The 13,589-nt window shown below is 43.0% G+C and carries 12 protein-coding genes; 9 read left to right on the top strand and 3 right to left on the bottom strand.

All coding sequences use genetic code 11. The features are described 5' to 3' along the window. The first annotated feature begins 61 nt into the window (after positions 1 to 61). Positions 62 to 1,036, top strand: a complete 975-nt coding sequence (gene pfkA / locus V7D18_RS23580; protein WP_426158052.1) for a 6-phosphofructokinase — start codon at positions 62 to 64, stop codon at positions 1,034 to 1,036. Between the two features lie 86 nt (positions 1,037 to 1,122). Here the strand turns inward: pfkA and V7D18_RS23575 are convergent, their stop codons facing one another. Together V7D18_RS23575 and V7D18_RS23570 are read right to left on the bottom strand one after the other, a co-directional pair. After that, positions 1,123 to 1,938 carry an alpha/beta hydrolase gene (locus tag V7D18_RS23575; protein ID WP_426158082.1) on the bottom strand — a complete coding sequence of 272 codons (816 nt, stop codon included), beginning with the start codon at positions 1,936 to 1,938 and terminating at the stop codon, positions 1,123 to 1,125. Positions 1,939 to 1,985: 47 nt separating this feature from the next. Further along, positions 1,986 to 3,359 carry an ABC transporter substrate-binding protein gene (locus V7D18_RS23570; protein WP_426158050.1) on the bottom strand — a complete coding sequence of 458 codons (1,374 nt, stop codon included), beginning with the start codon at positions 3,357 to 3,359 and terminating at the stop codon, positions 1,986 to 1,988. 412 nt (positions 3,360 to 3,771) lie between these two features. Here V7D18_RS23570 and V7D18_RS23565 point away from each other — a divergent pair, with 412 nt between their 5' ends. Together V7D18_RS23565 and V7D18_RS23560 are read left to right on the top strand one after the other, a co-directional pair. Beyond that, entirely contained in the window at positions 3,772 to 4,785 is a 1,014-nt protein-coding gene (locus V7D18_RS23565; RefSeq protein ID WP_426158048.1) for a LacI family DNA-binding transcriptional regulator, read from the top strand. 20 nt (positions 4,786 to 4,805) lie between these two features. Further along, positions 4,806 to 5,942 (top strand): glycoside hydrolase family 88/105 protein, encoded by a 1,137-nt coding sequence (locus V7D18_RS23560; RefSeq protein WP_426158046.1) that lies wholly within the window; start codon positions 4,806 to 4,808, stop codon positions 5,940 to 5,942. Between the two features lie 39 nt (positions 5,943 to 5,981). Here V7D18_RS23560 and V7D18_RS23555 read toward each other — a convergent pair whose 3' ends face one another. Then, a complete protein-coding gene (locus V7D18_RS23555) occupies positions 5,982 to 6,848 on the bottom strand; it encodes a helix-turn-helix domain-containing protein (protein WP_426158044.1) in 867 nt (288 codons plus the stop codon). 232 nt (positions 6,849 to 7,080) lie between these two features. Here V7D18_RS23555 and V7D18_RS23550 point away from each other — a divergent pair, with 232 nt between their 5' ends. The 6 genes from V7D18_RS23550 to V7D18_RS23525 all read left to right on the top strand — a co-directional run bounded on the left by V7D18_RS23550 (position 7,081) and on the right by V7D18_RS23525 (position 13,481). Beyond that, positions 7,081 to 8,463, top strand: coding sequence for an ABC transporter substrate-binding protein (locus V7D18_RS23550; RefSeq protein WP_426158042.1), 1,383 nt, complete (start codon positions 7,081 to 7,083; stop codon positions 8,461 to 8,463). A gap of 90 nt (positions 8,464 to 8,553) precedes the next feature. Further along, the gene (locus V7D18_RS23545) at positions 8,554 to 9,222 is read left to right on the top strand and encodes a hypothetical protein (RefSeq protein WP_426158040.1); all 669 of its coding nucleotides are present in this window, start codon (positions 8,554 to 8,556) and stop codon (positions 9,220 to 9,222) included. 5 nt (positions 9,223 to 9,227) lie between these two features. Then, on the top strand, positions 9,228 to 10,127 hold the full coding sequence (locus V7D18_RS23540) for a carbohydrate ABC transporter permease (protein ID WP_426158038.1): 900 nt from the start codon (positions 9,228 to 9,230) through the stop codon (positions 10,125 to 10,127). Between the two features lie 5 nt (positions 10,128 to 10,132). After that, a complete protein-coding gene (locus V7D18_RS23535; protein WP_426158037.1) occupies positions 10,133 to 10,984 on the top strand; it encodes a carbohydrate ABC transporter permease in 852 nt (283 codons plus the stop codon). A gap of 95 nt (positions 10,985 to 11,079) precedes the next feature. Continuing rightward, positions 11,080 to 12,633 (top strand): glycoside hydrolase family 28 protein, encoded by a 1,554-nt coding sequence (locus V7D18_RS23530; protein WP_426158036.1) that lies wholly within the window; start codon positions 11,080 to 11,082, stop codon positions 12,631 to 12,633. 14 nt (positions 12,634 to 12,647) lie between these two features. After that, a complete protein-coding gene (locus tag V7D18_RS23525) occupies positions 12,648 to 13,481 on the top strand; it encodes a sugar phosphate isomerase/epimerase family protein (protein WP_426158034.1) in 834 nt (277 codons plus the stop codon). Positions 13,482 to 13,589 lie beyond the last annotated feature (108 nt).

The raw sequence follows: 13,589 nt of genomic DNA, 5'->3' as shown, positions 1-13,589 counted from the left end.
CAACATGTATGAAATGTAAAACTTACAAATACAGATATCCGTGAATCAGGAGGAAGTTACTATGGCAAAACAAGTGAAAACCATTGGCGTATTAACCAGCGGCGGCGACGCACCAGGTATGAATGCTGCGATCCGTGCCGTTGTCAGAACTGCAATCCATAAGGGATTGGTAGTAAAGGGAATTATGAGGGGATACGCGGGCCTTCTGCAGGAAGAGATTGTCGATATGAACAGCACCAGTGTATCGGACATCATTCATAGGGGCGGTACCATTCTTTATACAGCCAGATGTCAGGAATTTACCACAGCTGCAGGCCAGCAAAAGGGTGCTGAGATCTGTAAGAGACATAACATTGACGGAATCGTAGTAATCGGCGGAGACGGTTCATTCCGCGGTGCCGGTAAGCTTTCTGCACTTGGAATCAATACCATCGGACTTCCTGGAACCATTGATTTGGATATCGCATGTACTGATTACACCATTGGCTTTGATACGGCGGTGAACACTGCCATGGAAGCCATTGATAAAGTCCGGGATACATCCACTTCCCATGAGCGCTGCAGCATTATCGAAGTAATGGGAAGAAATGCCGGATATATTGCACTCTGGTGCGGATTTGCAAACGGAGCAGAGGATATCCTTCTGCCGGAGCGGTATGACGGAGACGAGCAGGCATTGATTAACCGCATTATTGAGAACAGAAAGCGCGGTAAGAAGCATCATATCATCATCAATGCAGAAGGAATTGGTCATTCCTCTTCCATGGCAAAGAGAATTGAAGCAGCTACCGGTATTGAGACAAGAGCTACCATTCTGGGCCACATGCAGAGAGGCGGAGCACCTACCTGTAAAGACCGCGTGTATGCCTCCATCATGGGAGCCAGAGCAGTGGAACTGCTTTGCGAAGGAAAGAGCAACCGTGTTGTAGGCTATAAGCACGGAGAATTTGTTGATTTTGATATTCAGGAAGCATTGGGAATGACCAAGGATATTCCGGAAGATCAGTATCAGATCAGTAAGATGCTGGTTCGTTAATAAGAATCGGAAATTCATAGAACAGGCGGGACCGCCGGAAGTAGAAATACTCCGGCGGCCCCGCCTTTTTTGATAGTTACCTATGTTTACAGATGCTCCAGCCATGTTTTAGCCAGAGAGATCCAGTTCTGGCACTGGGGTACAATACAGCGGCCGTCATCGCCGGAAACTTCACTGTTTGCCAGAGACAGTCCGTGGCAGCCAGTGGGGTAGATGTGCATTTCCACACTGACCCCGTTCTCCGTGAGTGCCTCCGCCAATAAGTAACTGTTTTTCACCGGTACGGCGTCGTCGGTAGAGGTGTGCCACAAAAATACAGGCGGTGTGTGGGATCCGACCTGATGTTCCAGAGAGACCAGGCGGCGCAGGGTTTCGTCTTCTGCGTCTGCACCTAATAAATTAAGGAAGGAACCCTTGTGGCAGAAGGGACCGGAAGTGATCACCGGATACGCCAGAATCATGCCGTCTGGTTTTATATTCTCCGGAGTAAGCTCTAACGGCCCGTATAAAAACTTCTGATTCCAGAATGCTCCCAGGCTGCAGGCAAGGTGGCCTCCTGCAGAGAATCCGCAGACAATAATCTTCTCCGGATCAACCAGCCACTTGGCTGCATGGGAACGGACCAGAGAGACTGCATAAGCCAGTTCCATCTGGGGATAAGGAAACGAATCAGGAGCAATGCTGTATCGGAGAACAAATGCATGGCAGCCCATGGATAAAAACTGCATGGCTATGGGTTCGCTTTCCCTGTCGGATAAGTGCTCATAACCGCCTCCCGGACAGATGATAACAGCCGGACGAAGACGCTTTGGAGCGACGGATACAGGATCTAACAGGTAGGCGTTTAAAGTTGCATTGGCAGCTTTTTTTTCTTTTCCTGCCTGTTTTGCTGTTATGATAATCTGTTTTGTAAACTGATTCACAGACACCACACTCCTTTTTTTGTAGTTTAGTTTTCAAGAACCTCGTTAATTCCATCAAATAAGGTCTTTGCTCCCTCGTCAGAGGTAATTTCCTGCGCACTCAATTTTCCGAATACTTTATAGTATAATCCGTCAGGATTTGCCTTTAATTCGCTGTTGTCAAACTGGGGATCCTGTGTGAATTTGCAGTAGTCAAGAACTTTTGCATTGGCCTCTTTTGTCATTTTATCACCAATGTTTTTTTCATTCAATACTTTTAACGCTGCAGCAGAGCATGGAACACCGCGTTCGGTAGAGCAGATTTCAACACCTTCCGGATCATTTAACAGGAAGTTAACTAACATGGCAGCTTCCTTTGGATGCTGGGTAGATGCCTTTACTGCAAAGTCCATGGAAACCTTTGTGGAACCACCCTGGTAATCACCGAATTTTAAGAATTCGCCTACTACAAATTCCTGACCAGGCTTATTAACACTGCCGTCTAAAGCAGCTTTTACCTTGGAAACACCGGAATCCCACTCCATAAGACCTGCATATTTGCCATCGATCCATTTTGCGTTTTTATCAAGGGAGTCAGCCATATCTCCATTGATAGTCGCAATCGATGGGATTACATGCTCGCTTTCCAGCTTGTTCATGAAATCCAGACCTTCTTTGATTTCGGCTTCTGTATAGTTTAATTTGCCGTCTGTAATCCAGTCCTTTCCGTACTTTGATTCCAGATAGTATACTAAAAAGATAGCGCGGTCATACTCACCCAGAGCCAGAGGATAATAGTCATTGTTGTAAGCCTTGAAAGCTGCACCGGCAGCCAGTAAGGAAGCCTCATCTGTAGGAATGGCACAACCAACTTCATCAAAGGTTGTTTTGTTCCAGTAGTACAGACGTCCGGTTAAGGAAATGGGAATGGCCATCAGCTTTCCGTTTACTTCATTTGCTTTTAATTTATCTTCTGGAAACTGTGTTAAATCAATGATATCAGAATACTGGTTTAAATCAAGATAGGATTCACCGCCTTTGCTGTAATCCGTCACCCAGTTTGATCCGATCTGTATCACGTCAGCACATTCTCCGCTTAAAATCCCCAGAGACTGTTTCTCTTCCCAGCCGGTCCAGGCACCGTATTCTGTTTCAACTTTGATGTTGGGGTATTTTGCCATAAAAGCATCTACAGCTTTTTCTGTTGCAGCATGTCTGGAATCGCCGCCCCACCAGGAAATACGAATGCTTACAGGTTCCCCTGATGCGCCTTCTGAAGCAGCACCTTCTGATTTGGACTCTGAAACAGAAGTGGTATCAGAGGGGGCATTGTTTTTTTGTGCACTGCCGCACGCTGCCAGTGATAAGCCCATGGCAGCTGACAAAGTGAGAGCCATAATTCTGGCAATCTTTTTTTTCATATAATTTCCTCTCTTTCTTTTCTCCCATTGGGAAAATGATAAAAATACATGATGCCGGTAGTTTGGTGTGTAAGCACTTACACACCAGATTATCTTATCATATGTTTAAAAATAAGAAAGATTAATAATTAATAAAAATAGCATATATAAATTAGACATAATATACAATTATAAATAGTTAATTTACATGAAAAAAATAAAGTAATAGCATAATAACTAAAAGTTAATAATATAGTACTGGTATTAGATAAAAAATGTAGTTAAAATATATAAAAATAAAAAACATAATTGCAAACCTTTGCAGTGCAAGGACCGAGGACTTTTAAATCAAACGATCTCAGCAGTGACAAGGAAGAGAAACCATGCTATTATTTAAAATATGGGGTTACTGAGGTAATGGAGGAGAATATATATGGCTGTAACAATAAAAGATATTGCAGCAAGTGCGGGTGTATCTTACTCAATGGTTTCAAGAGCGTTAAACGGTACGGGGGCAGTGGAACAAAAGAAAAAAGAGCAGATCCTTGAAATTGCACGGAGAATGGGATATATGCCAAACCAGGCAGCGGTTACCCTGAAAAAGTCAAAATCAGGTATGATTGGCCTTTGCTTTTCAACAATCAGCAAGTCGACATCGCCTTTCGTGCTCCACGATGTTCTTACAGCAGTATATCAGGAACTGGGAAGTAAGTATCAGGTTGTGGTAAAGGGAATTGATATGCATCAGCCGGGGACTTTGAATCCTTCTTATTTTGACGGACTGCTGATCATGTCTCAGGGAGACTGGGATCAGGAATTTCTGGAGGAGGCCTGGGAAAAAGATATTCCTATGGTGGCTATCAGCAGGAAAGTACCAGTCAATATACCTGCTGTGGTTACAGATGAAATGGGTGGCATGGAACAGGCGATGAACTACCTTTTAAAAAATGGTCATCGAAGAATAGGAGTGATTGAAGGTTCCACCTATTTAGAGGCTACCCTGTTAAGGCGTGAGGGATGGCAGAAGGCGGTAAGGGAGTATGGGCTTAATGCGGAACAGATTCCGGTGGATTACGGCAATTACCGTTTTAACAGCGGAAGACTGGCAGCCGGCAGACTGCTTGATGCCCATAAAGATTTAACTGCTTTGTTATGCTTTAATGATGAGATGGCTTTTGGAGCCAGAAGTGCGGCAGCGGAACGGGGATTAAAGGTTCCGGAAGATATTTCACTGACAGGGTTTGACAACTGGGATCTTTCCAGTTATGCTGATATGAGACTGACAACCGTGGAGCGGAGCGCTGCAAAGATCGCCATGGAAGGAAGCAGGATGCTGCTTGCATGTATGGAGGAAGGAGTACGTCCGGCCGATGTCTGGCTGGAAAACCGCCTGATTGTAAGAGACAGCGTAAAAAATTTAGAATCTGATAAAACAGCAGATAAATGAGTAAAGAGAGGAAACGAAACATGGATGTAATTGAAAGGTATATCAATGAACTGATGGAAAAAAGTACACCGGACCGTCCGGTCTGGAACATTGAGAAGATTCTTCAGGGAGAGAAAGCCGGCTGGAATTACATTGACGGCTGCATGATCAAGGCAATCCTCGAGATGTATTCCATTACAAAGGATTCGAAATATCTGGAATTTGCAGATACGTTTATTGACTACCGTGTAAAGGAAGACGGATCCATTGATGGATATGATGTAGAAGAACTGAACATTGATAATGTGAATGCAGGCAAAACCCTGTTTGAACTTTATGATCTGACCGGTAAGGAAAAGTACAGAAAGGCAATCGATCTGGTTTATAGCCAGATTGAAAAGATGCCCAGAACAAAAGAAGGAAATTTCTGGCATAAAAATATTTACCCCAATCAGGTGTGGCTTGACGGTCTCTATATGTGCCAGCCATTTTATATGGAATACGAAGCCAGGTTTAATGACAGAAAAAACTGCGAAGATATTTACAGCCAGTTTGCCAATATAACAAAGCATATGCGGGATTCTGAAACAGGACTTTACTATCATGCCTATGATTCCTCCAGAGAGATGTTCTGGTGTGATAAAGTGACCGGACTTTCCCAGAATTTCTGGCTGAGGGCACTGGGCTGGTATTCCATGGCGCTTCTTGATACCATGGATAAAGATAATCATAAGGAGCAGGAAGCATTGCATCAGATGAATGATGCATTTCAGTCACTGATTGATGCCATGTTAAAATATCAGGACCCAAGCGGCATGTGGTATCAGGTGGTTAACTTAGGCGGCATGGAGAAGAACTATTTAGAAACCAGCGGCAGCGCGATCTTTTCCTATGCAATCTTAAAAGGCGTGCGCCTCGGCTATCTGCCTGAAGCATATGCAGAATACGGAAAGAAAGCATTTGAAGGAATCTGCAAAACCTATCTTCATATGGAAGAAGGAAATATGAGTTTAGGCGGAATCTGCCTGGTGGCAGGTCTGGGAGGCAAAGACAGAAGAGACGGAACATTCCAGTATTATATGTCCGAGCCGGTGGTAAAAGATGATGCAAAGGGAGTAGGACCGTTCCTTCTTGCATATACAGAGATGAAACGGTGCGGATGGCAGTATCAGTCATAGTAAATAAAAGGGAATGGGGCAGCCTGCCTCATTCCCTTTTTAACTTAAGCTGTTCTGGGCGAATTTCTTCGGTGAAATTCCCGTCTTCTTTGTAAATGCTTTAAAGAAGTTGCTGTAATCATTAAAGCCGCACATGCTGTATACCTCATTCACGCTGTACCCGCCTGCCAGCAGCGTCTGAGCCAGCTCAATTCTTCTGGTTGTAATATAGGAGTTAATGGTGGTTCCCGTTCCTTTTTTAAAAAGCCTGCAAAGGTAGGAGGTGCTTAAATAAAAATGAGCCGCAATCTCCCCGATGCTTAAGGAAGAATCAATGTTATGATGGATATAGGTTATAATATCTGCCACCTTGCTGTTAAAATACTGTCTCTGTTCTTCTGACTGTTCGCCCAGATCTGCTTCCACTGCACACTTCGTTAAAAAAACCATGAATTCTGCAAAGGCCGAACGTTCTTCCACGTCATGTCCAAAACCATCTTCTACAGCCAGCTTATTAAAATAATAAGTAAACCTCCGCTGCTGTCCCTGGCTTAAATGGACCCGGTGGGAAAAATTATCCGGCCGGTGGGTAAAACAGTAGGTCAAATCCGTAAGACCGGTGGAAATGGTCTTTAAATACTCCGGATCAATAAAAACGGCATACCGTTCATGAGGAATTGACGAATCCATCTGAAGGATCTGGTGCTTTTCCCGGGGATTAATCATGAATAAATCGCCAGGTTCTATGCGGTAATTGTTGTCTTCAATTAAAAAAGTACGGCCGCCGCTGATGGAAAAATAAAACTCGCAGCAGCGGTGGCTGTGCATGCTTAAAACACTGCTTTCTTTGTGCAGATGTGCAATCGAAAAATAATGGCTTTCAAAACAGCGGTCAATTCCTTCCGAATATGAAGTAAGTACTTTCATTATTGGCATTCTCCTTGGCTAATACTACTAAAATAATATCATAGGATGTCAAAATATGCAATGTTTTGTGCTGAATTTGAAATGAATTATAAGGTAATAGGTGCTATAATAATAAAAAAGTGTTGTGTAAGCGCTTACGCAAAATACATAATTCTATCTTCAGAATGCGAAAACATTTACACGGAACTTTTAAAGAACTCATTTATGAGGGAGAGAAAAAGGAGAGAAAAAGATGAGAAAAATCAAACAGTGGACAGCAATGGGGTTAGCGACTGTTATGGCAATGTCTCTATCTGCCTGCGGGTCTGGCAAAAGCAATACTGCTGAGACAACCACTGCTGCACCTGCAGAAACTACTACTGCAGCAGCAGAAACCACAGCTGCAGGAGCTACAACTTCCGGAGAGCCGGTAGAACTGAAGTTTTCCTGGTGGGGCGGCGACACAAGACATGCTGCAACAGAAGAAGCAATCAAAGCTTTCCAGGCAAAATACCCGAACATTACTGTAACTCCAGAATATGGTGCATGGACAGGTTGGGAAGAGAAGCAGTCCTTAAATATTTTAGGCGGCAATGCAGCTGATGTTATGCAGATCAACTGGAACTGGATTGATTCCTACAGCCAGGGCGGAAAGTCTTTCGCAAACCTGGAGGATTACTCCGATGTTCTTGATTTAAAACAGTTCACACCAGAGAGCCTTGACCTTTGCAAGGTAGATAATAAATTAATGGCAGTTCCGATTTCCTTAACAGGCCGTCTGTTCTACTGGAACAAGACAGCATTTGATGAGGTTGGTGTTGCACTTCCTACTGATCTTGATTCCTTATACAAAGCAGGAGAGGCATTCAAGGCAAAAGATCCTGATATGTATCCGCTGGCAGTTGGACAATATGACCGTATGATTTTGATGGTATACTATCTGGAATCCAAGTACGGAAAGAACTGGGTAGAGGACGGAACAGTTAACTACACAGAAGAAGAAGTAAAAGATGGTATGGACTTTATCAATAATTTGGAAGAGAAACATGTAATTCCTGCTCAGGCAACAATTGACGGTGATATGGCTGACTCTCTTGATAAGAATGCAAAATGGATCGACGGCAAATATGCTGGTATCTTTGAGTGGGATTCCTCTGCTTCCAAGTTCAAAAAAGCTCTGGAAGGCAGCGTTAACAAACCTGGTCAGGAATTCGTAGTTGGCGAGTTCATTAAGATGGGCGACAACAACGGTGGATTTACAAAGATCTCCATGGCATTTGCAGTTGCTGCAAACTCCAAGCATCCGAAAGAAGCAGCTATGCTGATCAACTTCCTGTTAAATGATGAAGAAGGCGTTAAGATCTGTTCTACTGAAAGAGGTATTCCTTGTTCCGCAGCAGGCTTAAAGATCCTTCAGGATAACAAACTTGGCGATCCTCTTACCATTGAAGCAAATACAAAGGTTATGGATTACAGCAAGTTCACTCTGGACAGCAAATTTGAGCACAATGACTTAAAAGCTAACCCAGACGGTGTTTATTACAAAGTATTTGGTAAGTTAAGCTCAAAAGAACTGGATTCTGCTGCAGCTGCAAAAGAACTGATCAAGGGTGTAACTGATACACTTGAGAACTAATAGTCTTTAAAAAGATAAGATATTCATATTTCATACGAGCCGCCATAGTTCTATGGCGGCTCCCATAAAGAAAAGGGCAGACAAAACGTCATGGAATGCAGAAATGAGACATTAAAACCATACCAGCTTATGGGAGCAGTACAAATGTATGAAGCAACTGGAGAAGATGCGTTTAAAGAGTTTGTAATGGCTCAGTTAAGCAGGAGGGAAGCCCCGGAAGGGACGGCAGGCAGTCTGCCGGCACAGGATTATTCCGCTTATTTTTTCGCTTTGGAACAAACCGGTAATGAGAAATACAGACAAAAGATAGAAGATGTCATGAAAGCCCCGGAGTGGACTTTGGAGCTTATGCCGTTTATAACAGCATATGACACAAAGTATAAAAGTAAAGAGCATTATAATGAGATTGCGGCCATGTTTCGGGAGAAACAGCAGTTTACAGGAGATGATCTGGTGTCACTGATTGATACGATTGCTCAGATGTCAGAAGAGATCTATGAATATTATAGGGAATTAAGGGATTTATTTAAGGTTATAGTCAAGGAGAAGATGAAAGACCTCCCCAATTCTTCTGAAATTATGGAAATTGGTTATTCCATTCTGAAGGCATGCAACACTGGTGTGCTTCAAAAAGAAAAATACGGTAATTTCGGGGAATTTGTATGGAGAACTATTGCGGGGAATGATAATAATACATGTACAGGTTTAAAAGATATGATCTGTGCGCAGCATATAATTTTTAATAAACAGGAGGTATGAGCACTATGAAGTCAAAGGGTATGCGTAAGTTCCTGGCTGACAATGCGGGATTCTTCTTTGTCCTGCCATGGCTGATTGGATTTATACTTTTTAAAGTTTATCCATTCGCCTCTTCATTGTACTATAGCTTTACAAATTACGATCTGTTTAATGGCGTAACGAAAACAGGTATGATGAACTATAATAAGATTTTCACGGATTCTGATATTACAAGAGCATTTCTGGTAACTTTTAAATATGCGATTTTTGACGTTCCTTTAAAGCTGACCTTCGCATTATTTATTGCTTATATTCTGAACTTCAAATTAAAGGGAGTTAATTTTTTCAGAACTGCTTATTACATTCCCTCCATTCTGGGAGGTTCCATCGCCATCGCCATATTGTGGAGAGCTGTATTTAATACAGATGGTCTGATCAATGCTGTTGTTGTTGCGTTTGGCGGAGAAAAAATCAACTGGATGGCATCTGCCAACGGTGCTTTATTCGTTATTATTATGTTAAGAGTATGGCAGTTTGGTTCAGCCATGGTAATTTTCCTTGCAGCTTTAAAAGGTGTATCGGAAGATTTATATGAAGCTGCATCCATTGACGGAGCAGGAAAATGGACCCAGTTCTTTAAAATTACAGTTCCTTTAATTACACCGGTTATTTTCTACAACCTGATCACTCAGTTATGTCAGGCATTTCAGGAATTCAACGGACCATTCCTTGTAACAAAGGGCGGACCAAACGGTGCAACCACACTGATTTCCATTCTTATTTACAACAATGCGTTCCTTCGTCATAAGATGGGTATGGCAAGTGCCCAGGCCTGGATTCTGTTCCTGATTGTCATGACCTTTACGGCAGTCGCATTTGTAAGCCAGAAGAAATGGGTATATTACTCAGATGAAGACGGGAGGTAGATGACATGACGAAAGAGACTAAAAGTAAAATAAGCACAGTGATCCGTTACACCCTTCTCGTCGTAATCGGGTTCATTATGGTATATCCCCTGATCTGGATGGTAGGTGCGACGTTTAAGACCAACTCAGAGATTTTTACCAGCGCATGGTTCTGGCCTAAAAATCCGGTTACTGACGGTTATGCCAATGCCTTCGTAGATTACGGCGGTAAAATCAACCTGATTAAATCGCTTTTAAACACTTATAAAATCGTAGTTCCAAAAGTTATTTTCACTGTAATTTCAGCTACGATTACTGCTTACGGCTTCGGACGGTTTGAGTTCAAGGGAAAAGCAATCCTTTTTTCTCTTATGATTTCCACCCTGTTCCTTCCCCAGGTAGTTTTAAATGCACCTCAGTACATTATGTTCAATAAATGGGGCTGGACAAATTCCTACCTTCCACTTGTAATTCCTTCTTTATTTGCAGGTGACACATACTTCTTATTCATGCTGGTTCAGTTTTTAAGAGGTGTGCCGAGAGAGCTGGAAGAGGCAGCCAAAATCGATGGCTGTAATTCACTTAAAACATTATGGTATGTAATTGTTCCCATGTTAAAGCCGTCACTGGTATCTGTTGCGCTGTTCCAGTTTATGTGGACTACCAATGACTTTATGGGACCCCTTATTTATGTTTCCGACATGCCGAAATATACAAACTCCATTTACTTACGTATGTCAATGGACGGCGATGTAGGATTTCAGTGGAACAGAATTCTGGCGATGTCACTCATCTCCATTATTCCTTCTCTGATTGTATTCTTCTGTGCGCAGGATTCCTTCATTGATGGTATCGCTGCAGGCGGAGTAAAAGGTTAATGATCAAAAAGAGGGCGTGGTATGCAATTGCTGCGCTCTTTTTCAATAGAAAAAACAAATAACACAGGAAAACTTGACAGGTGAGGTTTAACAGTATGGAATTAAGAGTTGCATTTCAGACAGCGCGTTCTGTAACCATAGAGACAATCACGGAAACAATTTATGAATTCGACATTCCGGGCCAGATTCTGGTAAACGGAGAGAGCCGGGGAGAGACAAAGCAGGTTGTGTTTACTTTGTTTGACTTAAAGCCGGATATGGATTATAATATTTCTCTGGAAAGAAATGGAGAAAAGGCAGAAGTAAACTTCCATACGGATTATGAATTTGTCACAATCAATGTCAGGGAAGCTGGTGCTCTTGGAGATGGAATCCAGAACGACACCGCTTTCATTCAGGCTGCGATCATGGCATGTCCAAAAGACGGAAGAGTGCTGATTCCCGCAGGAAAATACAGAATTACCAGTCTCTTTTTAAAGAGCCATATAAAGATTGAACTTTCCGAAGGAGCAGAACTCCTTGCAGTGACTGACCGGTATCAGTTTCCAAAGTTCCCCGGAATGATCGAAAGCTATGATGAAAAAGAAGACTATAATCTGGGAACCTGGGAGGGGAATCCCCTGCCCATGTTTGCAGGTATCATAACCGGCATTGATGTGGAAGATGTTGTAATCTATGGCAGAGGGACCATCAACGGACAGGCTTCCTTTGACAACTGGTGGGACAATGTAAGAGTGATGAAGGGAGCATTCCGCCCCCGCATGGTTTTCCTGGAGAGATGCAGGAAGATCACTCTTCAGGGTTTTTCTTTGAAAAACAGTCCGACCTGGGTTCTTCATCCCTACTTCAGTGAAGACTTAAAGTTTTTAAATTTAAGCATCAGCAATCCGGCAGATTCTCCCAATACAGACGGTCTGGATCCGGAATCCTGTAAGGACGTGGAGATACTTGGACTTCATTTTTCACTGGGTGATGACTGTATTGCCATCAAGTCAGGTAAAATTTATATGGGACGCAGATATAAGAAACCTTCTGAGAACATCACCATTCGTCAGTGCCTGATGGAAAACGGTCACGGAGCTGTTACCATAGGAAGTGAAGTGGGAGCCGGTGTGAAAAACATCCGGGTAGAACGCTGTCTGTTCCGTCACACGGACAGAGGCCTGCGGATCAAGACCAGAAGAGGAAGAGGAAAGGACTCCGTTCTTACGGATATTACCTTTGACCACATTGACATGGATCATGTGATGACTCCCTTTGTAGTCAACGGATTTTATTTCTGTGATCCCGATGGCAAATCAGAATACGTTCAGTGCAGGGAGCCGCTTCCGGTTGACGACAGAACGCCTGAGATCGGCAGATTCAGCTTTACCAATATAAAGGCAGTTAACTGTCACGTAGCAGCATCCTTTCTCTATGGACTTCCAGAAAAGAAGATTGAACGCATTGAGTTTAAGAACGTTGACATCTCCTTTGCAAAAGAGGCGAAGTCAGGAGCTCCCGCCATGTTAAACGGAGTGGGAGAGTGCACCAGAAAAGGCTTTTGTATCAGCAATGTGGACACCCTGATCTGTGAAAATGTTCATATTTCCGGACAGGAAGGGGAAGCATTTGAATTAAGCAATATCAATCATTACGAAATGATCTAAAGGAGAAGAGTATCATGCAGATTGGAATTCGATTACACGATGTGGCACCAGGTACCATAGAGGAACGTATAAAAATAGCCAGCGAACAGGGGTTTTCCTGTGTACACCTGGCACTGACAAAGACAATTAAGGATCATTCGGTGGATAATTCCGCCCTGACACCGGGATTTGCTTCCTATCTGCGCAGCAAATTTGCGGAGTATCATATGGACATCGCTGTTCTGGGCTGCTATTTAAACCTGGCACATCCCGATCCGGAAGAGATTAAGAAGATCCAGGAGCGTTATTTTGCCCACCTTCGTTTTGCCTCCATCTTAGGCTGCAGCGTGGTGGGAACAGAGACAGGCAACCCCAATGCAGAATACCGTTTTGAGCCTGCATCCCACACAGAAGAAGCGCTTCAGACATTTATTACCAATCTTCGTCCGGTAGTGGAATGTGCAGAGAAATTCGGTGTAATCATGGCAATCGAACCGGTATGGAGCCATATCGTATATAATTCCAAACAGGCTCTTAAAGTGTTAAAAGCTATTAATTCCCCGAATTTAAGAATCATTCTTGATCCGGTCAATTTACTGTCTGTGGAGAACAGCAGTGAATATGACAAGGTAATAAAAGAAGCCATTGAGGATCTGGGAGAGTATACCGATGTTCTCCATATGAAGGATTTTGTAATTGAAGGCGATAAGGTGGTTTCCGGAGCACCTGGAACCGGAGTCATGAAATATGATACAATCCTGAATTTTGCAAAGAAAGACAAGCCTTATATTCAGATGACAATCGAGGACAGCACGCCGGATAATGCAGAATGGTCAAGAAAGTTTCTTGAAAATTACAGCTGCAGCTAAGCTGAATTTCCTGATAGAAACGTTATCAACATATTGAAATATAAAAAAGAGCTTTGACTGGTTTTCATGTTGAACCATATCAAAGCTCTTTTATTTTCCCCGATATGA

Source organism: Lacrimispora sp. 38-1, from assembly GCF_049890855.1.
Classification (GTDB): Bacteria; Bacillota; Clostridia; order Lachnospirales; family Lachnospiraceae; genus Lacrimispora.
This window is presented reverse-complemented; position numbering and strand designations above follow the sequence as displayed.

Bases quoted from the DNA above. Each gene is read 5' to 3' on its own strand.
- V7D18_RS23530 (WP_426158036.1), top strand. From the start codon at position 11,080: ATGGAATTAAGAGTTGCATTTCAGACAGCGCGTTCTGTAACCATAGAG.
- V7D18_RS23560 (WP_426158046.1), top strand. From the start codon at position 4,806: ATGGATGTAATTGAAAGGTATATCAATGAACTGATGGAAAAAAGTACA.
- V7D18_RS23535 (WP_426158037.1), top strand. From the start codon at position 10,133: ATGACGAAAGAGACTAAAAGTAAAATAAGCACAGTGATCCGTTACACC.
- pfkA (WP_426158052.1), top strand. From the start codon at position 62: ATGGCAAAACAAGTGAAAACCATTGGCGTATTAACCAGCGGCGGCGAC.
- V7D18_RS23570 (WP_426158050.1), bottom strand. From the start codon at position 3,359: ATGAAAAAAAAGATTGCCAGAATTATGGCTCTCACTTTGTCAGCTGCC.
- V7D18_RS23540 (WP_426158038.1), top strand. From the start codon at position 9,228: ATGAAGTCAAAGGGTATGCGTAAGTTCCTGGCTGACAATGCGGGATTC.
- V7D18_RS23555 (WP_426158044.1), bottom strand. From the start codon at position 6,848: ATGAAAGTACTTACTTCATATTCGGAAGGAATTGACCGCTGTTTTGAA.
- V7D18_RS23545 (WP_426158040.1), top strand. From the start codon at position 8,554: ATGGAATGCAGAAATGAGACATTAAAACCATACCAGCTTATGGGAGCA.
- V7D18_RS23565 (WP_426158048.1), top strand. From the start codon at position 3,772: ATGGCTGTAACAATAAAAGATATTGCAGCAAGTGCGGGTGTATCTTAC.
- V7D18_RS23550 (WP_426158042.1), top strand. From the start codon at position 7,081: ATGAGAAAAATCAAACAGTGGACAGCAATGGGGTTAGCGACTGTTATG.
- V7D18_RS23525 (WP_426158034.1), top strand. From the start codon at position 12,648: ATGCAGATTGGAATTCGATTACACGATGTGGCACCAGGTACCATAGAG.